Genomic DNA, 20,510 nt, shown 5'->3' with positions numbered 1-20,510 from the left:
CGAGCCGGCGAAACGGGCGCCGGCCCGCCTCAGTTCTCGTCGTCGACGAGCTCGAAGAGGCTCCCCCAGTTTTCGGAGTCCCCGCTCTCGGGAAGCATGTCCCTGAGCTGGTGGAAGTCCGACGCGGGAACCTGCGACTGAACCACGTCCATGATCACTCGGGCGTGATAGGCCGCGTCGGCCGGGTCCGCCTGCTCGATCTCGCTCACTCGCTCGACGAACTCCCGCCAGTCGAAGCGCTGGCCGTGCTCGTGGACCGCGCCGGTCAGGTACCACTTGATCTCGATGGGAAGCGACGCGGCGAGGTCCTCTGCGTTCCCCTCCGGGATCCGCTGACCGAGCGTCATGAGCGTCGCCCGGATCGCCCGAACCGTCTCTCCCGTCCCAGGCAGTTCGAGCCTGTGCTGTACTTCGCCGGTGAATTCATCGAAGTTCATAGGTGAGCGTACTCGCCGAGAGGTTGTCAATAGACTTGAACGTTCTCACCGTCTGGAAACGAGCGTCCGGCCCCGTCCAGACGGCCGGAGTCCAGATTGCCGAGCCCCGAGAACGGGCAGCGAGTACTTGTGAGTGGATGACAACTGTCTAACCGGAGTAAGGCCAACGCCAGCGGTGAAACAGGCCCGCCCGACCGACACGGAAACACACCCACACTCATGGAAATTACAGACATCGTTTCGACGGAGTACGTGAAGCTTCCTCCCGACACACCGGTCTCAAAGCTCGTCGGGACGTTCGACGACCCGTCGGTCGCCGGAGTCGTCGTGTACGGAGAGGAGTTCGAGGGCGTCGTCACGAGACGGCAGCTCGCGAGCTCACAGCACCAGCCGGATCAAAAGCTCGAGTCGGTGGTCTGGAGCGTTCCCCGGGTCACACCTGACGAGGATGTCCGGCGGGTCGCACAGCTCATGATCGACGGGGGATCACGGCTGCTCCCCGTGTTCGACGACGACGAACTGATCGGCGTCGTTACCGCAGACGACCTGCTGGAGAGCGTCAAGCGGTTCCTCGACGCCGCCACGGTCGGCGAAGCGTACTCGCCCGATATCATCAGTATCGAACCGCAGACGAGCGTTGGCGAGGCGCTCAACGTCTTCCGCGAAAACCGGATCACGCACATCCCGGTCGTCGAGGACGACACGGCGGTCGGAATCCTAAGTCTCTACGACGTCATGGACCTGACGATTCGGGACACGGTTCGGAGTCAGGGCGGAGACGCGGGCGATACGCAGGCGAACGCCGACGGGGCGGCTGTCAGCGACGGGCGTACGCGGCGGGGCGGGTTCGGTGCCCGGGAAGGGGAACTGGCGCGAGTCATCGATCTGCCGGTTCGAGACGCGATGGTTTCGCCGGTGCGGACGATCGCGCCCGACCGGACGCTCGAAACCGCCGTGGAGGAGCTGTTCGAGATCGGCGGATCGTCGTTGGTCGTCGAGCGGGACGGTGAGCCGGCGGGGATCGTCACGAAAACGGACATCCTCGACTCGCTGACGTGGGAGGCGGACGAGACCCGCGCCGTCCAAGTGTACAACTCGGATCTCCTCGACGACGTGGAGTACGACGAGATCGTGGAGATGATCGAGAAGTTCGATGACAGGGACCACGGGATGGACATCCTCGATGCGAAAGTCCATCTTCACAAACACGACGAGAAGCTTCGGGGCACGCCGCTGTTGCTCGCCCGGATCCGACTCCACACGGACCGGGGTCTCTACCTCGCTTCGGCGGAGGGATACGGTGCGAGCCACGCGCTCAACGAGGCACGAGACGTTCTCGAACGTCAGATACGTGATAAAAAGACGCACGGGCGGAACAAGAAGCCCCGGAACGAGGAGTTCTGGGAGAAGCGGTTCGGATGGATACTCGAAGAGGCCGAGTGAGCGAGACGGCTCCGCTCTGCGCGGCGGTCTCTTCGATCACGACCGGGCTCGTTGACGAGCGGCCGAACGGACGCCGGCACGCTGCCGGGTCGGGCGGACGCTACTGCGTCGATTCGTAGATCTCCACGCCGGAGGAGGCGCCGATCCGAGTCGCGCCCGCGGCCACCATGTCGAGCGCCTCGTCGAAGGTGGATATCCCGCCCGAGGCCTTGATCTCGGTGCCCGAACCGACGGCGTCTCGGATCGCGGTTATCTCGTCGATCTCCGTCGGCCCGTCGTACCCGACGGCGGTCTTGACGAAGTCGGCACCGCCCTCTTCGACGAGCGCAGCGGCCCGCCGTATCTCAGACGGCGTCAGGGCGGGCGACTCGATGATGCATTTCAGCGTCGCCTCTCCGACCGCGTCCTTTACCGCCTCGACGTCGTCGACGACGAACTCGTGATCGCCGTTCGCGAACGCGGTCCTGTTCATGACCATGTCGAACTCGTCGACGTGCTCGCGGAGCGCTTCGACTTCGCTTCGTTTGGCCGCCGAGTTCTGTATCCCGTAGGGGAACCCGATCACCGCGACGACGTTCGCGTCCCCGTCGAGCAGTTCGCTCGCGAGCGCCGCGTGGTACGGGACGACGACGGCCGAGCAGAAGCCGTATTCGCGGACCTCCTCGCAGAGGGTCCGGATCGCCGCTTCGGTCGCCGTCGGGTCGACGTTCGTGTGGTCGATGATCGACGCGATCCGCTCGGGGTCTTCTCGGAGTGTGTCCTCCAGTGACATGTCTTCCCCTTGTGTTCGAGATGATAAGTATGTCCGCCGCTCGAAACGCACCGGCACGCCGTCGCTCACCCGGTGGGGCGACGAACCCGCGCGGGAGCGCGTGGACGTTGTCCACGCGTCAGAGCGCGAGAATCGGGTGGTTCGAGCCCTCACGAGCCCGTTTCGAGGTCGGCCGCTCGGTCTCAGTCCTCGGCGACCGCGGCCGCCGTGGGCGCGTCGGCGTCGGGGTCCGAGGCGGCCTCCGGCTCGGCGTCCGTCGGGCGCTCGGACTCGGGCACCGGCGCGTACACCGAGCGACGGGCGTCGCGGGGACACAGGCCCTCTTCGACGAGCCCGACGTCAGTGAGCTTCTCGACCGCGAACCGCACGGTGCGAGTGGAGAGGCGGGTCTCCTCGGCGAGTCCGGTCTGGTCGAACCGACCCTCCTCGTCGAGAACGTAGTAGACCAGTTTGGCGCTCGGCGGGAGCGGCGAAAGCAGCTGGCGGGCACTGTCGTCCATATAACTGGTACATGGGTGAGCCGTCAATAACCGTGGCCCGGGTGTGCGCGCCGGACGCACGCCACCCGCTTATTTATATACCGGTCCGCGCCGCTCGGATGGATCAGTCGCGGGCGGGAGACTCGGTTCGATCACGGGCGGGAGACTCGATTCGATCGCGGGCGAACGACTCGGTTCGATCGCCGGTCCGGAACTCGAACCGGGCGCCGTCGACGTCGTCGACCGTGAGCGTCCACCCGTGTGCGGCGGCGATCTCCCGGACGATCGCGAGCCCGAAGCCGGTCCCGTGCGGGTCGCTGGAGGTCCCGTACTCGACCGCCTCGTCGGGGTCGACGTGTCCCTCGAACCCCGCGCCGTCGTCCGCGACGGAGAACCCGTTGGAGAGCGGGCCGACGGTGACGGTGACACAGGAGTCCGAGTTTTCCCGGCTGTCAGTCGAGCCGTGCTCGACGCTATTGATGAACAGATTTTCCAACAGCGTCCGGAGTCGCTCCGGGTCGGCGTCCACCGTGACCGACTCGTCCGGAGCGTCCAACCGCGCGTCTGCGGTGTCGACGGTCTGCCAGGCCCGAGCGGCCGCCTCGGCCAGCTCGACCGGTTCCAGCCCGTCCACGGTCCGCCCCTGCCGCGCCAGCGTGAGGAGGTCGTCGATGAGCTGTTCCATCCGGTCGTGGGCGTCCCCGATTTGGTCGAGCTCGGCGAGCGCGTCGTCGTCGTCGACGAGCCCCCGCGCGAGACCGAGTCGCCCGGACGCGACGTTGAGCGGGTTCCGGAGGTCGTGCGAGACGAGTCCGGCGAACTTCTCCAGCCGGTCGATCTCGCGCCGGAGCGCGGCGTCGCGGTCCCGCAGCTGCGCCGTGCGTTCGGCGCCGTCGAGGGCGACGGTGACGTTCGCCGCGAGAACTCGGGCCAGCTGGATCGCGGTGTCGTCGAAGAAGCCCGGATCGCGGGAGCCGAGCGGCATCACGCCGTGATCGCCGAGCGGGACGACGAGCAGACTCCGCAGGTCCCCGTAGCCGACCGCGGTGTCGACGGCGTCGAGGTCGTCGACGAGGACCGGCTTCCCGCGGTCGAACGCCTCCCAGATCCGACCGTCGCCGGGACCGAACGCCGGGCGCTCGCCGAGCGCCGCCGTGGCCTCCTCGCTGATCGCGGTCGGCAGCAGCTCCTCCGCGTCGGGGTCGTACAGCCGGACCGCGCTGTTCGGGAACTCCAAGATGTCGATGGCCGCGCGCGTGGCGAGCGCGGCGATCTCCTCGCGGTCCTCCCCGCGGAACATCTCGCGCGTCGTCTCGTGGAGCTTCCGCAGCGTTCGTTCGACCCGCTTCTGCTCGCCGATGTCGGCGTAGACGCTGTATATGACCGTCTCGTCCCGGCGCCGCACCGGGATCACGTGCAGGATGAAGTCCCGGAGCCCGTCGGTCGTGCGGCGGCGGACCTCGAGGCGCGGCACGCGCTCCTGATCCAGGACGGTCTCGGGGTCGTGTCGGTCGGCGCCCGACGGGATGATCGCCTCGCGGATCTCGCGGTAGCCGTGATCGGCCGCCGAGTAGCCGAACGTCCGCTCGAACGCCTCGTTCGTCGCGTCGAGTCGTCGGTCGCCCCCGCCGAGCGCGACCGTCCTGACGGCCGGAAGCGGGAGGTCGTCGAACAGCGCCGTCAGGCGGTCGCGCTCCGCCCGGAGCGCGGTCTCGGTCTCGATCTGTTCGATCGCGTCGGCGGCGTGAGCGGCCAGCAGCTCCGCGAACTCCACGTCGCTCTCGTCGAACGCGGCGTAGCCGTCCGAGACGGCCTGCAGCACGCCGTAGGACCCGATCGGAACGCTGATCGCGGAGCGGATGTCGTCGGCGACCGGGTCGGCGACCGCGCTGCCCTCGGCTCGCCCGACGCCCGGACGGCCGCAGTTCTCCGGGTCCTCCAGGTCGTCCGGGTCGGCGGGGTCGACGGTGACGTTGTCGACCACCATCGTCCGCTCTTCCGCGGCCGTGGTCCCGACGACCCCCTCCCCGACCTCGAACACGCGGACCTCGTCGTCCGTGACGCTCTCCGAGAGCGCCGCTGGGACGAGCTCGTCGCCACGGCGACGGGCCGTGACGCACCGGTCGAACTGTAAGATGCCCTCCGCCGCGGCGACGGTCCGCTCGAACACGTCGTCCACGCGCTCGCACGCGACGACGTCCGCCGCGAACTCGTGGAGCGCGGTCACCTTCGCGTTCACCCCGTGGAGGTCGCGTTCGACCCGTCGACGCACCAGGGCGTTCTCGACGCTGTTCGCGAGCATCTCGTACCGGTCGCGCCCGACGCCCTTCTGGAGGTAGTCCGTCACGCCGGCGGAGATCGCCTCGCTCGCGATCTCCTCCGACCCCTTCCCCGTGAACAGCACGAACGGGAGCCCGGGGTCGACGGCGCGGACCTCGGAGAGCAGTTCGAGCCCGTTGGAGCCGGGCATATCGAAGTCGCTGACGACGCAGTCCACGCGGTCCGTTTCGACCGCGCCGAGCGCCTCCTCCGGCGCGGCGTACGTCACCGTCTCGACCCCGTCGACCAGCCGCTCGACGTGGACCGCCGCGAGGTCCGCGGCCCCGGGCTCGTCGTCGACGAAGAGGACCCGCCGCGGACCCCCGCCGGCCGGCTCCGAGCGGTGGAACGCGTCGGTGGCGGGACCGTCGGCTCCGTCCCGGTCGGGGGTGTCCATGGGCGTCGGTCGCTCCACCGGTAATTTTAGCTTACGCTCCGATCCCCAGGTCTGAGAACCGCAGGAAAAAAGAGCGGGGGACGTACCGTCCGCCGTCGCCTACAGGAAGTCCTCGACGTGGTCGGCGACCTCCTCGGGGGTGTCGCCGACGGGGACGCCGGCGTCGTTGAGCGCGTCGATCTTCGACTGCGCGGTGCCCGTCCCGGAGCCGGAGACGATGGCGCCCGCGTGACCCATCCGCTTGCCCGGCGGCGCCGTGCGTCCGGCGATGAAGCCGGCGACCGGCGTGTCCATGTGCTCGCCGATGAACTTCGCGGCCTGCTCCTCGTCCTCGCCGCCGATCTCGCCGCACATCACGACGGCGTCCGTGTCGCCGTCGGCCTCGAACGCCTCCAGGGCGTCAATGAAGGAGGTGCCGATGATCGGGTCGCCGCCGATGCCGATGGCGGTCGACTGGCCGAGCCCGCGCCCGGTGAGGTTGTCCACGACCTGATAGGTCAGGGTGCCGGAGCGGGAGACGAGCCCGACGTTGCCGTCGGCGAAGATGTTGCCGGGCAGGATGCCGAGCTTCGCCTCGCCGGGCGTGATGATCCCCGGGCAGTTCGGGCCGATCAGGCGCGTGTCCGTCTCGCTCAGCCGCTTGTTCACCTTGGCCATGTCCTGCGTCGGGATCCCCTCGGTGATCGCGACGGCCAGGTCGAGATCGGTGTCGAGCGCCTCGAAGATGGCGTCGCCCGCGAACGCCGGCGGGACGAAGATGACGGATGCGTCCGCGTCCTCCGTCTCGACGGCCTCGTCGACGGTGTCGTAGACCGGGACGCCGTCGACCTCCTGGCCGCCCTTGCCGGGCACCGCGCCGGCGACGACGTCGGTGCCGTACTCGATCATCTGGCCGGCGTGGAACTTCCCCTCCCCGCCGGTGATCCCCTGTACCACGACGCGCGTGTCGTCGTCGACGAAAATGCTCATTGGGTCACCTCCTCCGCGTTCTTGACCGCACGCTGGACCGCGTCCTCCAGCGTCTCTTCGACCTCGATCAGGTCGGTGTTCAGGATCTCCATCCCCTCCTCGGCGTTGGTCCCGGCGAGCCGGACGACGACCGGCTTCGGGATCTCGTCGAACTCCGCGAGCGCCTCGTTGATCCCGGTGGCGACCTCGTCGCCGCGGGTGATCCCGCCGAAGATGTTGAACACGACGCTGTCGACGTTGGGGTCGGAGAAGACCATGTCGAGCGCCTTCGTGACGCGCTCGGCCTTCGCGCCGCCGCCGATGTCGAGGAAGTTGGCGGGCTTGCCGCCGTAGTAATCGACCAGGTCGAGCGTCGTCATCACGAGTCCGGCGCCGTTGCCGATGATGCCGACGTTGCCCGACAGGCGGACGTAGTCGAAGCCGTACTCGCCGGCCTTGCGTTCGAGGTCGTCCTCGTAGGACTCCTCGGCCAGTTCGGCCAGCTCGGGCTGACGGAACAGCGCGTCCTCGTCGATGTTCATCACGGCGTCGGCGGCGGTCACGTCGCGGTCGCTCGTGATCATGACGGGGTTGACCTCGATCTCGGAGGCGTCGTTCTCCTCGTAGAGGTCGTACAGCGTCGTCAGGATCGACGCGACGTCGAGCGCGACGTCGGCGTCGACGCCGGCATCGTACACGACCTTGCGGGCCTGGTACGGGTGGAGCCCGAACGCGGGGTCGACGTGCTCGCGGGCGATGGCGTCGGGGTTCTCCTCGGCGACCTCCTCGATGTTCACGCCGCCCTCCGTCGACACCATCAGGACGGGCTCGCCTGCGCCGCGGTCCATGGTGACGCCGACGTACAGCTCGTCCACGAAGTCGACGCCCGCCTCGACGAGGACCGAGTCGACGGTGTATCCCTTCAGGTCCATCCCGAGGATCTCCTCGGCGTACCGCTCGGCCTCCTCGCGGTCGGTGGCGATCTTGATGCCGCCGGCCTTGCCGCGGCCCCCAACGTGGACCTGCGCCTTGATCGCGGCCGGGTAGCCGATCTCGTCGACGGCGTCGATCGCCTCGTCGACGGTCGTCGCGAGCCGGGAGTCCGGGACCGGGATCCCGGCGTCGGCGAAGATAGTCTTCGCTTGATGTTCGTGTAGTTTCATCCGTTTCGAAGGCGGACCGACGGCGGCTTAAATGGTGCCGATTCGGCGCGAGCGGTGGATACGGTGCTCGGAAGTGACGGCGACCGGCGATCGGACACGACCCGGTGACAGTGCGGCGTGTTCGGTCGACGCTTCGACTGATCAGTTATACACGAGCGACGAGTATCGACGGGAAGCGTCTCCGAAGCCTCGGCTGCTTGTATATAAATGGTCAACTGTAGACGGACGGTGAACACCGCCAAAGCCCCCAGCCTCGCGGCTGCCCCTTTGAGTCCCACCCGCACAGCAACCGCACCTCACACCTCCCCAACCTCGGCCGACGGCCCGGTGCGGTCGGAGCCGCACCGGACCGCCGCCTCCCTCGCGCTCGGTTCGCGCCGCGGGCCGGCGCTCGCCGGAGCGCGCCACCGCCCCGTTAATTTATAAATAGTCGTCGGTACCGCGAATACGACCGATCGAATGGTCGACCGCGACGTCGGTTCAGCGAAAACTGACCGGAGGCCACACCCCGAATCCGCCGTCGTTCAGTCCTCGTCGCCGAGGATGACGCGGTGGGTCATCGCCTCGGGGTCGAGCACCTCGTCGGCCTCCGCCTCGGTGAGGTAGCCGGCCTCGACGGCGGCCTCGCGGACGCTCTTCCCCTCTTTCAGCGCCGTCTTCGCGACCTTCGACGCCTTGTCGTAGCCGATCGCGGGGTTCAGCGCGGTCGCGAGCGCCATCGACTGCTCGACGCGGGTCTCGCAGTGCTCCTCGTTGGCCTCGAGCTTCGCGACGAAGCGCTCGCCGAACGTCTCCGCGGCGTTCGAGAGCAGCGCCGCCGATTCGAGGAAGTTGTGGGCGATGACGGGTTTATAAAGGTTCAGGTCGATCTCGCCGCGGGCGGCGCCGGCGGAGATCGCGGCGTCGTTGCCGACGACCTGCTTGTGGACCTGGTTGACGGACTCGGCGACGACCGGGTTGATCTTGCCGGGCATGATCGAGGAGCCGGGCTGGTTCTCCGGTTGTTCGATCTCGCCGAGCCCGTTGCGCGGGCCGGACGCGAGCAGCCGCAGGTCGTTGGCCATCTTGTTCATGCTGCCCGCGATGGTCCGGAGCGCGCCGTGCGCCTCCGCCATCGCGTCGTGGGCCGCCTGCGCCTCGAAGTGGTCGACGGCCTCGCGGAACGGCGTCCCCGTCTCGTCGGAGATGTACTCCGCGGCGAGCCCGGGGAAGTCGGGGTGGGTGTTGAGCCCGGTGCCGACCGCGGTGCCGCCGAGGGCCAGCTCGCGGAGGTTCGACTGGACGCGCTCGGCGCGCTCGATCCCCTTCGCGGCCTGCGTCCGGTAGCCGCCGAACTCCTGCCCGAGCCGGATCGGCGTCGCGTCCTGCAGGTGCGTCCGGCCGGTCTTGACCACGCCGTCGAACTCGGCCTCCTTCGCCTCCAGCTCGGCGTGCAGGGTCTCGAGCGCGGGCACCAGGTCCTTCTCGACGGCCTCGAGGGCGGCGACGTGCATCGCCGTCGGGATCACGTCGTTGGACGACTGGCCGTAGTTGACGTGGTCGTTCGGGTGGACGACGCGGTCGCCGATCTCGGCGCCGGCGATCTCGGCGGCGCGGTTGGCGATCACCTCGTTGGCGTTCATGTTCGAGGAGGTCCCGGAGCCGGTCTGGAACACGTCGACCGGGAACTGGTCGTCGTGCTCGCCGGCGATCACCTCGTCGGCGGCGGCGACGATCGCCTCCGCGGTGTCCTCCGCCAGCAGGTCGAGGTCGCGGTTCGCCTGCGCGGCCGCCTTCTTCACGACGCCGAGCGCGCGGATGAACCGCCGGCTCATCGGGATCCCCGAGATCGGGAAGTTCTCGACCGCGCGCTGGGTCTGTGCGCCCCAGTAGGCGTCGGCCGGCACCTGCATCTCTCCGAGGCTGTCCTCCTCCGTGCGGTAGTCCTCGCTCATGCGCGACGATTCCCGCGAGCCCCGGTAAAAGCTATTGGATGCGGGCCACCCCGCCGGAACACCCGCGGTCGGGGTCGGAGACGCGGGCCCTCGCGATGTCGGAGACGCGGGCCCCCTCTCGATCGTCGATCAGTACGCGATGAGCGCGACGGCGACGACCGCGGCACCGATGCCGGCGACGTCGGTGACGGCGAGCGAATCGCCGAGCACCGCGACGCCGAGCCCCGCGGCGACGACGAAGTACAGCGCCGTGATCGTGGTCGCGACGCCCGCCGCGCCGGCCTGCAGCGCGGCGTAGTACGCGACCGCGCCGATCCCGGAGGCGACGCCCGCCAGCGCCGCGATTCCGATCGCGGTCGGGTCGTTCCCGAAAACGGTCGTCCCCCGGTGAAGGATGTACAGCCCGGCGACGCCGACCCCGACGGTGTACGAGACGATCATCGCCGCCTCCGGCGCCATCGACCGCGTCGCGACGTCCGCGAACACCGCCCAGAACCCCCACGCGACCGCGGCGAGAAGCGCGAGTCCGACGACGTGGTTCACCGCGCGCCCTCACTCCCCCTCGACGGGGAACAGCCCCGCCTCGCGGAGCGCCGGCGCGAGGCTCCCGTCGCCGTGCTCGGCGTAGTCCGCCGGGGTGTACGTCTTGATCTCCAGGGCGTGGACGGACCGGGTCATGTGGTCGCCGACGGAGTCGTACACGCGCTGGTGCTGGTCGACGAGCGACTCGCCGTCAAAGGCGGGGGAGACGACGACGGCGGCGAAGTGCGCGTCCTCGTCCTCGTCGTTGTGGATCCGCGGGGCCGTCACGCGGGCGACCGCGTCCGGTATCTCCGCCTCGATGAGGTCCTCGATCTCGGCCGGTTCTATCGTCATACCTCGACTCGGACCCGCCTCGACAAAAAGCGACCGCAACGCGACCGAGCGGATCGAGCGGACGAGACCGGCGATGCCGACGAGACGACCTGAACGACGTGGCGTTCGCGCCGATCCGAGGCGCTCGCTGCACCGTCAGCCGTCGCCCGTCTCCCCCGTGACCGCTCGCCGAAACGTCGGACGAGCGATGTCGGCGACGACGCGGAGCCGTCCGACGACGAGGAGATACCAGGCGACCAGGATCGCGATCCCGAGGAGAGCACCGACGAGTCGACCCGCGACCGCCTCTATCGGGAGGGCGAGCGACTCCCGGACGGTCGTGCTGCTCGTCGTCCGGAGGAGGCTCGCCGGCTGGGGGTTCGTCCCGACGAGCACTCCCGCGAAGTTGAATCCGAAGTGGATCCCGACCGGAACCGAGAGGTCGCCGCTGAGGACGTATCCCAGCCCGAGGAGGATCGAGAGGCTTCCCATCATCAGCCCGACGGTCGGGCCTTTCGCGGCCGCGTGCGTCAGGTAGAACACGCCCGAGGCGGCGAGCACGCCGACGCCGGCGGCCAGCCAGCGCGGAACCGACGGGACGCCGTCGAGCCCCTCGGTCACGTTGGTGATCAGGTACCCCCGGACGAACAGCTCCTCGGGGACGACGAAGATCAGCTGGAAGACCGCCCCGCCCACTGCGAGCAGGGGCCAGACGAGCGGATCGCGTGGGGTCGCGACGCCGGCAAACTCGTAGTAGCCGAAGGCGATGCCGCCGCCGACGGCGAGGAGCGTGATTCCGCCGCCGAGCGCGGTGCCGCCGATCAGCCCCCGCCACCAGCCTCGGTCGACGCTGAGCCCGAGGTCGGCGAGCCGCCGGCGGTCGATCAGGAGGGCGGCGAGGATGACCGCGAGGGAGAGACCGATCGCGTTGGGGAGATGTCGGCCGATCATGTTGACGACCTGAACGAGCGCTCCGTCGCCCGCCAGGAGCGTCGGTCGAAACTGGTTCCCAGCTCCCGCGAGCACCACGAACAGCGCGAAGGCGATCGCGATCCGGATCGGGGCTCGCAGCCGGCGGTCGGTCTCGTTCCACGCGAGCCGGAAGGGCAGGCGCAGTCGCTGGTCTTCACCACGGAGGGCCGAGCGGATGGAGGGTTTCCGCATGAGTGCTAACAGCCGGAGAACCGTGAAAAATCCACACGTCGCCGACAACGTTACCTCTTGACGGATCGACACGAATCGACCCTCGGCGACCGACTGCGCCATCGACACCGAACGGGTCCTCGGCGAACTCGAGCTCACGCGGACGCTGACGATGCAGATGACGGCGGTCGGGTCGCTCGGGCTGCTCGTCGCGTGGGCGTTCTTCGCCGGGCCGCACGAGGCTGCGACCGGTGCCCTCGTCTCGCTCCGGTTCGCGCCCGCGACGCTCGGCTGGATCGCGACGCCGACCGACGTGGTCGCGGTCGGCGCGCTGGTCGAGCTGACGTACGCTCTCCTGTGGGCCTACCGTCGGTCAAGGGCGCCGATCGCCGGTCCGCCGTCCGCCGATCCGCCGTAGCGCGAGCGCGGGTGCACGACGGCGCGAATCTCTTTTCGCGCCTCTCGGTACGGTGAACGATCATGGCAGACATTAACAAGCGGGAGAAACAGGAGCGGCTGAAACGCGAGTACGAGGAGACTCGGGAAGCACTCCGGAGGTACACCGAGCGGTACTGCGTGGTGTGCCAGACGCTCGCGAACGCGCCGGAGCCGGAGACGACGTGGGAGTTCTCGTGGGGGGCCGCGGTCCGACTTGCCTCAGCGCTCAAAGACGAGCCCGTAGTGGAACGGCGGGAGGTCCACCTCCCGGGCGAGCCGCAGGTCGCTGGCGTCCTCGACCGCGCGCCGCGTCGCCTGGGGACCCAGCCGCAGGTCGGTCGGCGGGCCGCGGGGCTCGCCGCCGATCGTCGTCTCCTCGCGCGGCCGGTCGCGCCAGTTGACGACGACGAACCGACCGTCGGCCGCGAGCGCGGCGGCGACCCCCGCCACGAACGCCGCGCGGTCGTCGATCCCGTGGAAGGCGTTGGCGAGCAGCGCCACGTCGACCGGCTCGGGGAGGAGGGCGGCGAGGTCCCGGGCGTCCCCGCGGACCGGCACGACGGTGTCGATCCCCTTCGCCGCCGCGAGCCCCTCCAGCTCCGCGAGCAGCGACTCGTCGAGGTCGACGGCGTACACGGACGCCGGGCTCGCGATCCGGGCGGCCGGCAGGGCGAAGTAGCCGTTGCCGCAGCCGATCTCGGCGACGCGGTCCCCCGACCTCACGCCGAGTCGTCGGAGGGTCTCGCCCGGCGTCGGCCAGACGCGCCCCCACCAGTCCCAGTCCGGCTGGCCCGTGTTCCGGAATCGGTCCATACGCGCCGGTCGCGATCGGCCGGCTTAGCGATTGGGATCCGAGCGACGACGGCCGCGAGGCGGATCTGTCGCGACCGGCTGCCCGGCGGACTGGCGAGTGGGAAGGGGTTTGTCGTCGGAGCCGAAACGACCCTCCCAGATGTCTCACCGGGACGACCTGCGCGAGGCGGCCGACGCCCTCGACAGCTCCGTCGTCGTCTGCGGTCTCGGCGCCTACGCCGACCGGCTCGCCGGCTCGACGTTCGACGACGCGCGGTACGCGGCGGCGGCGGAGCTCCTGGCGGCGGCGAGCGAGGGATCGTCCGACGGGTCCCGGCCCGCGGCGGTCGTCGTCGCGCTCGATCCCGACGACGTCGGTGAGGGGGACGAGCCGGTCGAGACGCTCCGTGCGCTCGACGCGCTCGACGCGTTCTCGGTCGCGGTCGTCCCCGCGGCCGCCGCCGAGGGCGACGCCCTGGCCGCGGTTCGGCGGTCCGTCGACGCGGTGGTGCTCGCCGAGGGAACGGCCGTCGAGGCGGCCGTCCGCGCGTTCCTCGCGACGGTCCAGGAACCGGGGTTCGTCAACCTCGACCTCACCGACGCCGAGACGGTGCTCTCGGCCGGCGTCGCCGCGCTGGGGACGGGGAGCGCCGACCGCGACGCGCCGGGAACCGCGGTCGCGGCGGCCTTCGACGGGCTCCCCGAGGGAGTCGACGCGACCGACGCGAGCGCGGTGCTCGTGGACGTCGTCGTCGACCCGGCGACGAGCGTCGCCGCCGCGACCGACGTGATCGCGGCGGTCCGCGAGCGGATCGGCGCCGACGCCAACGTGATCTGGGGCGGCGCGGTCGACGAGGCGGCCGCGGACGAGCTCGCCGTCCGGCTCGTCGTCGCCGGCGTCCGCCACGCCCCGCCGCTGGCGGCCGGCGACCCCTGCCCGCGCTGCGGCGAGCCGCTGTCGACGTACCGGTTCGGCGCCCGGGAGACGCTCTCCTGTGACGCCTGCGGCTACTCGGGTATCGCGGTGCGGCGCGGCTGACGGTCGCTGACTCGGCCGGTCGTGATGACCCGAAGTCACGCGGTCGCGGTGGGTCCGGGTCAGGCGAGGACGACCGCCTCCGGGTCGGGCCAGTCGCAGAGCGAGTCGTCGTAGAGCGTCTGCCGCTGGAGTCGGACGTACGCGCGCTGTGCCGACCGGACCGCCTCGGCGGGTGTCGCCCCCTCGTCGAGGGCGACGTCGACGGCCGACCGCTTCCAGGCGGCCGGCGTCCGCCCGGTCTCGACCCGGCTCCGGAGCGGGGAGAGCGCCGCGGCGATCTGGTCCGCGGTGCAGCCGTGCTCCTCCAGCCCGGTCGTCGCGGCCGCGAACAGGTCGTCGTACAGCCGCTCCGTCTCCGTCGTCTCCGCCCCGTCGGCCGTGATCCACGTCATGTCGGCGTCGAGCCCGTCCCGGGCGGCCGCGTAGAAGTTCTCCTCGGCCCGTTTCCACGGGAGGTCGACGATCGGGTGATCGCGCTCCCCGAGCCCCCGCATCGCCCCGCCGAAGGCCGCGAGAACCGCCACCGAATCGGACATCGTCGGCTGTCCGGCGATCGGTCGGAACTCGATGCGGGCGCTGGCGCTCCCCGCGGTCGCGCCGTCGAACACGGGCCTGACCCACCGCCAGTAGCTCCCGTGTTTGTGTCGGAAGTGGACGAACTCGTCGTCGAAGCGGCCCTCCGCCTCGATGTCCGCCGGGACGAGGACCGGGTCGGAGGCGATCCGGTCGATGACCTCGCTCAGGGTCTCGAAGTCGCCGGGGAACTTCACCTTCCGGTCCCGTCCGGACGGGTTCATCATCTGCTCGTACACCGGGATCCGGTGTTCGGCGTACCCGTCACTCACGAGCAGCTCGCGGTCCGGGCCGGGGTCGTCGTAGAGCGCGGGCGGGAGGAACGGCGAGTTGACGGCGAGCGCGAGCAGCGGCCCCGCGAGCCGCGTCGCGATCCGATGATACTTGGGGAGGTCCGCGGCGCGACGGGGCTGATAGTGGGGCTGGATCGACGTGGTGAGGCTGACCGGTCCCGCGCTGTCGGCCTGGATCCTCGCGCCGGGGACGTCGATCCGGCTGGCGATCATCCGCTCGTCGTCGACGCTGGCGAACCCGTGGTACCGAACCCCGTTGCTGACGTTGATCCCCAGCGTCAACCCCTCCTCGCGGGTGGCCTCGGTCAGGTAGTCCTCGGTCGACCCCTCCGCCGGTCCGATCGTCCACATGCCGTCGCTCACGACGCGGATCCCGTCCTCCGCGGCGCGCCGCTGGAGCGCGTCCACCTTCGCGGTCACGTCCGCTCGGACGGCGTCGATGCCGCGGCCGGTGAACGGGTGAACCGCCGAGTTCAGCTCCGCGTTGTGGAGTCCGAGCTCCCGATCGAACCCGACACAGCCCAGGAGGGACCGCGGGATCCGCCGGAGGTGTCCCGTCTCGCTGTCGACGGCGTAGAACTCGTACTCGAGTCCCGTCGTCACCTGCTCGTTGTCGAAGGTCCCCGCGTCCACGTGGTCTCGAATCACGTCCGCCTCCTCGCGAACCCGCTCGTTGAACGCCTCGACTTCGACATCGGCGAGACTCTTCAGTCGTTCGACCGGGTCGTCACCCTTGCCAGTCATACGCACACGTACTCCGGAATCGGATATGAAAGTACCCCTGAGACGACGGGAACGGCCGGGTCGTCACGGGTCCGCGTCCGGCGGACTCGCGAGCGAACCGCCGGTCAGTCGTCGGACGGCGCCGACGAGGGAGAGTGCCGCGCCGCCTTGACCGGCTTCGCCAGGACGTCCTTCCGACCGGCGTCCAGCTCCGAGAGGACGTAGACGATCCCGTACAGCAGGGCCGCGCCGACCGGTAGCAGGACCACCGGAGTGATCCCGGTGACTCCCCACGTCAGCAGCAGCAGCGCCGAGACGGCGAGGACGGTCACCGCGTAGTACATCTGCGTCCGCACGTGGTCGATGTGGTCCGCCCCCGTGAACGTAGACGCGAGGATGGTGGTGTCGGAGATCGGCGAGCAGTGGTCGCCGAAGATCGCTCCGCTGAAGATCGTCCCGACGGCCACCGGCAGCAGCGCCGCGGTGCCGCCGCCGACGCTCCACGCCAGCGGGATCGCGATCGGCGTCACGATCGCCATCGTCCCCCACGACGTGCCGGTGGAGAACGCGACGAGCGCGGCTGCGAACAGCACGACGAGCGGAAGCAGCGTCGGGGTGACGAACGACTCGGCGACGTTGGTGACGTAGACGCCGGTTCCGAGTGCGGTGGTGACCGTCCCGATCGTCCACGCCATGACGAGGATCGAGAGCGCGGTCAGCATCATGCTGAACCCGTCGATGACCGTCTCCATCGCCTCGTCGAGGGAGGCGACGCCGCTCCCCACGCCGAGCGTGATCGCGACCGCGACCATCGTGAACGTCCCCCACAGCAACGCGTCGACGAACTCCGCGTTCCCGACGATCTCGAGGGTCGAGGCGCCGGCGTCCGACGCCGCGATCCCGGTGTAAAACGCCCCGCCGATGACGACCGCGATGAGCGACGCCACCGGGACCAGGAAGAACCGCAGCTGCGGCGAGTCGGTCAGCAGACCGCCGAGGCTCTCCTCCGCGCTCTGCATCGGGACCGCGTTGTCCCGGAGCAGCTTCCCCTCCGTCCACGACCGGTGTTCGGCCGTGAGCATCTCGCCAAAGTCGCGCTGGCTGAGGACGATGATCCCCACCATCGCCACCGCCAGGATGCAGTAGACGTTGAACGGGACGCTCTGGATGAACAGCGCGAACGCGCCGGGGACCTCCCCCGAACCGGCCGAGATACCCGCCGCGTCGTACCCCTCGCGGATCATGCTCAGCTGGTAGACGACCCAGCTGGAGATCCCGAACGTGGCGACGGGCGCGGCCGTCGAGTCGATGATGTACGCGAGCTTCTCGCGGGACATCTGCATCTCGTCGGCCATCTCGCGCATCGTCGTGCCGACGATGGCCGTATTCGAGTAGTCCCCGAAGAACCACAGCATGCCGAAGACCCACGTCGCCCCGCCGACCTTCCGCTGGGAGTCGAGCCGCGACGTCGCGGCGTTCGCGATCGCGGAGGCCCCGCCGAGCCGCCAGATGAGCGCGACGCCCGCGCCGAGGAACAACACGATCAGCATGATCTTCGCGTTGAACGTGCTCTCTCCGATCGAGGAGACGACCCAGTTGAGCGACTGGACCACGCCGAGGTCCGCGGCGTAGATCACGGCACCCGACCAGATGCCGAGGAACAGCGAGAGGATCGGCTTGCGCGTGACCATCGCGAGCACGATCGCGAACAGCGGCGGAAACAGGGAGATGGCCCCGTACGTCTCAGCCGCCATAGTTCACCTCACAAACGGGTACGATAGTCGGATGAAGATCCGTGTCCGGCAATTTTACCCCCGTATCAGTGCGCGGTTTGGGTGGCATTTTCGACTCGCACTGACCGCTTGTGTATAATAAGCGTGTTCCACCGTAGAGTACCACACAACATTAGTTATTAATATACTACTGATACCTTATAATGCCCGCCGCGGCGCCGCTCCGTTCCGGGCGTGTCGGGGAAAAACGGGCGATAGCACCGGCGTCTCGCAGATCGGCGAGCGCCGCCTCTCCCTGCGGCGGGGTGGCTGATATCCGGCCGTCGCTCACCGCCCGCGGCCGAGTCGCCCGTCCGTCGACGGAACGCCGTCGCTGACGGTCCGAGCCAGCGCCTCGATTCCGTCCTCGATGGCCGCCGGCGCCGCGTGGCTAAACGAGAGCCGAGCGAACCGGTCGCCGTCGTCGCCGGCATAAAAGAACGATCCGGGGAGGTAGGTGACGCCGGCGTCGATGGCCTCGGGCAGCATCGCCTCGGTGTCGGTCCCGTCGGGGAACTCGATCCAGACGAAGAACCCGCCGCTCGGCTCGCTCCAGCCCACGTCCGGCGGCATGTACGCGTCGAGGCTCGCGAGCATCCGATCCCGCCGCTCCTCGTACCCCTCACACAGCCGTGACACGGCGCGGTCGAGCCGGCCGTCCGCGCAGTAGGTGTCGATCAGGCCGCGGGTGAAGCTCGGCTCGCCGCCCGCGTCGATCCGGTCGAACTGCGCCGCGGTCCGCTCGTCGGCGACGATCCAGCCCGTGCGGACGCCGGGCGCGATCGTCTTCGAGAAGGTGTTTATCCGGACCGTGCGGTCGGCGCTGTCGAGCGCCTTGAGCGGCGGTCGGTCGACCCCGTCGTACCGGAGCCGCCCGTACGGGTCGTCTTCGAGCACGACGAAGTCGTGCGTCTCGGCGAGGTCGAGGAGCAGCTCGCGCCGGTCCGTCGCCATCGTGACGCCGGTGGGATTCTGGAAGTCGGGAATCGTGTACACGAGCTTCGGCCCCGGTGCGCCGCGCTCCGCGCGGGCCGCGAGGTCCTCGGCGAGCGCGTCGACGTCGAGCCCCTCCTCGTCCACGTCGACGCCGGTCACCGTCGCGCCGTGGTTCCGGAAGATGCCCAGCGCCCCCATGAACGTCGGCGCCTCGACGACGACCTCGTCGCCCGGCTCGAGGAACACCCGACAGACCGTGTCGATCGCCCTGGTCGCGCCGTTCGTCAGGTGGATCGCGTCGGTCGAACAGTCGATGCCGCGGTCCCGCGCCCGGTCGACGATGACGTCGCGGAGTCCGGCGGCGCGGTCGCCGCCGCCGTACTGGAGCGCTCGGTCCGGCTCGGCAGCCAGGAGGGACTCGGCGGCGGAGACCAGCTCCCCGTTCGGGAGCGACTCCGGATACGGGAACCCGAAGGCGAGCGGAACCGCGTCGGCGTTCTGGATCGATCGCCAGTCGCCGTAGACGCCGCTCCCCATGGTGTCGCGGACGGTGTCGGTGAAGAGGTGTTCGATGCCGTGTTGTGTCATCGTCAGTTATACGACAGAATCATCCACGGTCAGATAAATCTACTGCGAAATAGGCAGATACGCGATCAGATATTCTCGACGAGTGGCGTGAGCCGATCAGTCGCCGCCGTGAGCCGATCAGTCGCTGTCGTGAGTCGATCAGCCCCGAGGGGTCGGACCGGTGCCCGCGAAGCGGGTCGCGGTCGCACCGGCGCCACCCGCAGTGGCGGTGAGGCCGCTGACCGCCCCGATACCGCAGTGCGGCGCGGGGGGATCCGTCGGTCGGTCAGCCGCCGGACCCCTCCGCCGCCTCCGGGGGGAGCCAACGGACTCGCTCGGTGTCGAACTCGACCTCCGCGCGCTCCACGCGGTTCCGAACGGTCGCGAGCTGCGGGTCGGCGGTATCGAGCCTGACCACGCAGGTGTACCCGTCGCCCACGTCCGCGGCGACCGATCTCACGTCCGACTTGACCCGCCCGGCGTGCTCCGCCGGGGAGTAGGTTTCCGTCGACTCCGCCGGGTCCCGGTACCCGGTCCCGGAGATTATCCTGAACGCCTCGCAGGCGTCCGGGTGGCGCAGCAGTACCTCGCAGAAGCGTTCGGCGTCGACCTCGCCGAGGAACCGTCCGTCCTCGCGGACGGTTCGCTCCGTTCGATACGTGTGACCCTCGCCCGACTCGCCGTCAGTTCGGAGGCGATCCGAGGTGTCGTCCGCGAACTCCATGACACTTGATAACACGTAATGGCTAGACGCTAAAGTATCTTACTGGGCGTTCGGAAGGTGATTTACGGCGGATTCGACGATCCGATGTCGGTTGGAGCCGCGAACGCGACGGTCGCGAACACGACGGTCACGACCGCGACGGCCGAGAGGCGTATCGCGTCCGCCGGCGGGCGGGACGCGACGGTAATTTTCTTTGAATATGGGGCCGTAGCCCCGCGCGCATGTACGGGACGACTCTGATCCCGACTGGCGGTAGCGACGCCGCGTTCGCGGCCGTGGACGACGCCGTCGAGGTCACGGCGCCCGACGGGACGGTCCACGTCCTCGGCGTGGTGGAGGACCTCCCGACCTACGAGCGATCGGGGGCGCCGGGGAGGGCCGACAACGACGGCGAGGAACAGCGGCTCCGCCTCGAGGCGGCCGTCGGGCGGATCGAGACCGAGGTGACGGCGGCGGGCCTCGACTGCGAGACCCGCATCGCGGAGGGGGTCCCGTCGCGCGAGATCGTCACGTTCGCGGACGAGGTCGGCGCCGACGCGATCGTCATGGGGACTCGGAGCGCGGCGGACGCCGCGGGCGACCTGCTCGGCAGCACGACGGAGCGCGTCCTCCGCGACGCGTCGACGACGGTCGTCTCGGTCCCGGCGACCGCGTAGCGCTCTGACGCGTCCCGCACCCGACCCCGACACCTATTCGCACGCGGATCGAGGAGGGCGGCGTATGAGTCCGTTCGAATCCGCGGCGTCCGCGACGGTCCGACGCC

The 20,510-nt window shown here is 69.5% G+C and carries 19 protein-coding genes; 4 read left to right on the top strand and 15 right to left on the bottom strand.

Features of this window, described 5'->3' with window-relative positions; translation table 11 throughout:
• Nucleotides 1-29: 29 nt before the first annotated feature.
• The gene (locus tag R6U01_RS05650; protein ID WP_410285484.1) at nt 30-437 is read right to left on the bottom strand and encodes a DUF2267 domain-containing protein; all 408 of its coding nucleotides are present in this window, start codon (nt 435-437) and stop codon (nt 30-32) included.
• A 219-nt stretch (nt 438-656) separates the two neighbouring features.
• Between R6U01_RS05650 and R6U01_RS05645 the strand changes: the two genes are divergently transcribed.
• Nucleotides 657-1,880: a CBS domain-containing protein gene (locus R6U01_RS05645; RefSeq protein WP_410285483.1), complete on the top strand. Its 1,224-nt coding sequence runs from the start codon at nt 657-659 to the stop codon at nt 1,878-1,880.
• A gap of 100 nt (nt 1,881-1,980) precedes the next feature.
• Here the strand turns inward: R6U01_RS05645 and deoC are convergent, their stop codons facing one another.
• From deoC to R6U01_RS05600, 9 genes are all read right to left on the bottom strand, one after another.
• A complete protein-coding gene (gene deoC / locus R6U01_RS05640; protein ID WP_410285482.1) occupies nt 1,981-2,652 on the bottom strand; it encodes a deoxyribose-phosphate aldolase in 672 nt (223 codons plus the stop codon).
• Nucleotides 2,653-2,834: 182 nt separating this feature from the next.
• Entirely contained in the window at nt 2,835-3,152 is a 318-nt protein-coding gene (locus tag R6U01_RS05635) for an ArsR family transcriptional regulator (protein WP_410285481.1), read from the bottom strand.
• 103 nt (nt 3,153-3,255) lie between these two features.
• Nucleotides 3,256-5,847 (bottom strand): GAF domain-containing protein, encoded by a 2,592-nt coding sequence (locus R6U01_RS05630; protein WP_410285480.1) that lies wholly within the window; start codon nt 5,845-5,847, stop codon nt 3,256-3,258.
• 99 nt (nt 5,848-5,946) lie between these two features.
• Entirely contained in the window at nt 5,947-6,816 is an 870-nt protein-coding gene (sucD, locus tag R6U01_RS05625) for a succinate--CoA ligase subunit alpha (protein ID WP_410285479.1), read from the bottom strand.
• Nucleotides 6,813-7,958, bottom strand: coding sequence for an ADP-forming succinate--CoA ligase subunit beta (sucC, locus tag R6U01_RS05620; protein ID WP_410285478.1), 1,146 nt, complete (start codon nt 7,956-7,958; stop codon nt 6,813-6,815). Before sucC ends, sucD begins: the two co-directional genes overlap by 4 nt.
• 524 nt (nt 7,959-8,482) lie before the next feature.
• Entirely contained in the window at nt 8,483-9,892 is a 1,410-nt protein-coding gene (locus R6U01_RS05615) for a class II fumarate hydratase (protein ID WP_410285477.1), read from the bottom strand.
• A gap of 129 nt (nt 9,893-10,021) precedes the next feature.
• Nucleotides 10,022-10,435: an EamA family transporter gene (locus R6U01_RS05610; protein ID WP_410285476.1), complete on the bottom strand. Its 414-nt coding sequence runs from the start codon at nt 10,433-10,435 to the stop codon at nt 10,022-10,024.
• A 9-nt stretch (nt 10,436-10,444) separates the two neighbouring features.
• Nucleotides 10,445-10,768 (bottom strand): BolA family protein, encoded by a 324-nt coding sequence (locus tag R6U01_RS05605; protein ID WP_410285475.1) that lies wholly within the window; start codon nt 10,766-10,768, stop codon nt 10,445-10,447.
• 135 nt (nt 10,769-10,903) lie between these two features.
• Nucleotides 10,904-11,911 carry a type II CAAX prenyl endopeptidase Rce1 family protein gene (locus R6U01_RS05600; protein ID WP_410285474.1) on the bottom strand — a complete coding sequence of 336 codons (1,008 nt, stop codon included), beginning with the start codon at nt 11,909-11,911 and terminating at the stop codon, nt 10,904-10,906.
• A gap of 151 nt (nt 11,912-12,062) precedes the next feature.
• Here R6U01_RS05600 and R6U01_RS05595 point away from each other — a divergent pair, with 151 nt between their 5' ends.
• Complete coding sequence (locus R6U01_RS05595) at nt 12,063-12,308, top strand: hypothetical protein (RefSeq protein WP_410285473.1); 246 nt, start codon at nt 12,063-12,065, stop codon at nt 12,306-12,308.
• Nucleotides 12,309-12,547: 239 nt separating this feature from the next.
• On the opposite strand, the gene R6U01_RS05590 is transcribed toward R6U01_RS05595, so the two are convergent.
• Nucleotides 12,548-13,141, bottom strand: a complete 594-nt coding sequence (locus tag R6U01_RS05590; protein ID WP_410285472.1) for a class I SAM-dependent methyltransferase — start codon at nt 13,139-13,141, stop codon at nt 12,548-12,550.
• Between the two features lie 139 nt (nt 13,142-13,280).
• On the opposite strand from R6U01_RS05590, the gene R6U01_RS05585 reads away from it, so the two are divergent.
• Nucleotides 13,281-14,159 carry a zinc finger domain-containing protein gene (locus R6U01_RS05585; protein ID WP_410285471.1) on the top strand — a complete coding sequence of 293 codons (879 nt, stop codon included), beginning with the start codon at nt 13,281-13,283 and terminating at the stop codon, nt 14,157-14,159.
• A 59-nt stretch (nt 14,160-14,218) separates the two neighbouring features.
• Here the strand turns inward: R6U01_RS05585 and R6U01_RS05580 are convergent, their stop codons facing one another.
• The 4 genes from R6U01_RS05580 to R6U01_RS05565 form a co-directional block, all read right to left on the bottom strand.
• On the bottom strand, nt 14,219-15,769 hold the full coding sequence (locus R6U01_RS05580; protein ID WP_410285470.1) for a hypothetical protein: 1,551 nt from the start codon (nt 15,767-15,769) through the stop codon (nt 14,219-14,221).
• Nucleotides 15,770-15,873: 104 nt separating this feature from the next.
• Nucleotides 15,874-17,502, bottom strand: a complete 1,629-nt coding sequence (locus R6U01_RS05575) for a Na+/H+ antiporter NhaC family protein (protein ID WP_410285469.1) — start codon at nt 17,500-17,502, stop codon at nt 15,874-15,876.
• A gap of 306 nt (nt 17,503-17,808) precedes the next feature.
• Nucleotides 17,809-19,044, bottom strand: a complete 1,236-nt coding sequence (locus tag R6U01_RS05570) for a PLP-dependent aminotransferase family protein (RefSeq protein ID WP_410285468.1) — start codon at nt 19,042-19,044, stop codon at nt 17,809-17,811.
• A gap of 265 nt (nt 19,045-19,309) precedes the next feature.
• Nucleotides 19,310-19,747: a hypothetical protein gene (locus tag R6U01_RS05565; protein ID WP_410285467.1), complete on the bottom strand. Its 438-nt coding sequence runs from the start codon at nt 19,745-19,747 to the stop codon at nt 19,310-19,312.
• 221 nt (nt 19,748-19,968) lie between these two features.
• Here R6U01_RS05565 and R6U01_RS05560 point away from each other — a divergent pair, with 221 nt between their 5' ends.
• Nucleotides 19,969-20,403 (top strand): universal stress protein, encoded by a 435-nt coding sequence (locus R6U01_RS05560; protein ID WP_410285466.1) that lies wholly within the window; start codon nt 19,969-19,971, stop codon nt 20,401-20,403.
• Nucleotides 20,404-20,510 lie beyond the last annotated feature (107 nt).

This window comes from Halorubrum sp. (assembly GCF_046498025.1).
In the GTDB taxonomy this organism is placed as follows: Archaea; Halobacteriota; Halobacteria; order Halobacteriales; family Haloferacaceae; genus Halorubrum.
This window is presented reverse-complemented; position numbering and strand designations above follow the sequence as displayed.

What these genes read in the sequence shown, in the direction of transcription:
- R6U01_RS05650 (WP_410285484.1), bottom strand. Translation starts at nt 437, where the DNA reads ATGAACTTCGATGAATTCACCGGCGAAGTACAGCACAGGCTCGAACTG.
- R6U01_RS05645 (WP_410285483.1), top strand. Translation starts at nt 657, where the DNA reads ATGGAAATTACAGACATCGTTTCGACGGAGTACGTGAAGCTTCCTCCC.
- deoC (WP_410285482.1), bottom strand. Translation starts at nt 2,652, where the DNA reads ATGTCACTGGAGGACACACTCCGAGAAGACCCCGAGCGGATCGCGTCG.
- R6U01_RS05635 (WP_410285481.1), bottom strand. Translation starts at nt 3,152, where the DNA reads ATGGACGACAGTGCCCGCCAGCTGCTTTCGCCGCTCCCGCCGAGCGCC.
- R6U01_RS05630 (WP_410285480.1), bottom strand. Translation starts at nt 5,847, where the DNA reads ATGGACACCCCCGACCGGGACGGAGCCGACGGTCCCGCCACCGACGCG.
- sucD (WP_410285479.1), bottom strand. Translation starts at nt 6,816, where the DNA reads ATGAGCATTTTCGTCGACGACGACACGCGCGTCGTGGTACAGGGGATC.
- sucC (WP_410285478.1), bottom strand. Translation starts at nt 7,958, where the DNA reads ATGAAACTACACGAACATCAAGCGAAGACTATCTTCGCCGACGCCGGG.
- R6U01_RS05615 (WP_410285477.1), bottom strand. Translation starts at nt 9,892, where the DNA reads ATGAGCGAGGACTACCGCACGGAGGAGGACAGCCTCGGAGAGATGCAG.
- R6U01_RS05605 (WP_410285475.1), bottom strand. Translation starts at nt 10,768, where the DNA reads ATGACGATAGAACCGGCCGAGATCGAGGACCTCATCGAGGCGGAGATA.
- R6U01_RS05600 (WP_410285474.1), bottom strand. Translation starts at nt 11,911, where the DNA reads ATGCGGAAACCCTCCATCCGCTCGGCCCTCCGTGGTGAAGACCAGCGA.
- R6U01_RS05595 (WP_410285473.1), top strand. Translation starts at nt 12,063, where the DNA reads ATGCAGATGACGGCGGTCGGGTCGCTCGGGCTGCTCGTCGCGTGGGCG.
- R6U01_RS05590 (WP_410285472.1), bottom strand. Translation starts at nt 13,141, where the DNA reads ATGGACCGATTCCGGAACACGGGCCAGCCGGACTGGGACTGGTGGGGG.
- R6U01_RS05585 (WP_410285471.1), top strand. Translation starts at nt 13,281, where the DNA reads ATGTCTCACCGGGACGACCTGCGCGAGGCGGCCGACGCCCTCGACAGC.
- R6U01_RS05580 (WP_410285470.1), bottom strand. Translation starts at nt 15,769, where the DNA reads ATGACTGGCAAGGGTGACGACCCGGTCGAACGACTGAAGAGTCTCGCC.
- R6U01_RS05575 (WP_410285469.1), bottom strand. Translation starts at nt 17,502, where the DNA reads ATGGCGGCTGAGACGTACGGGGCCATCTCCCTGTTTCCGCCGCTGTTC.
- R6U01_RS05570 (WP_410285468.1), bottom strand. Translation starts at nt 19,044, where the DNA reads ATGACACAACACGGCATCGAACACCTCTTCACCGACACCGTCCGCGAC.
- R6U01_RS05565 (WP_410285467.1), bottom strand. Translation starts at nt 19,747, where the DNA reads ATGGAGTTCGCGGACGACACCTCGGATCGCCTCCGAACTGACGGCGAG.
- R6U01_RS05560 (WP_410285466.1), top strand. Translation starts at nt 19,969, where the DNA reads ATGTACGGGACGACTCTGATCCCGACTGGCGGTAGCGACGCCGCGTTC.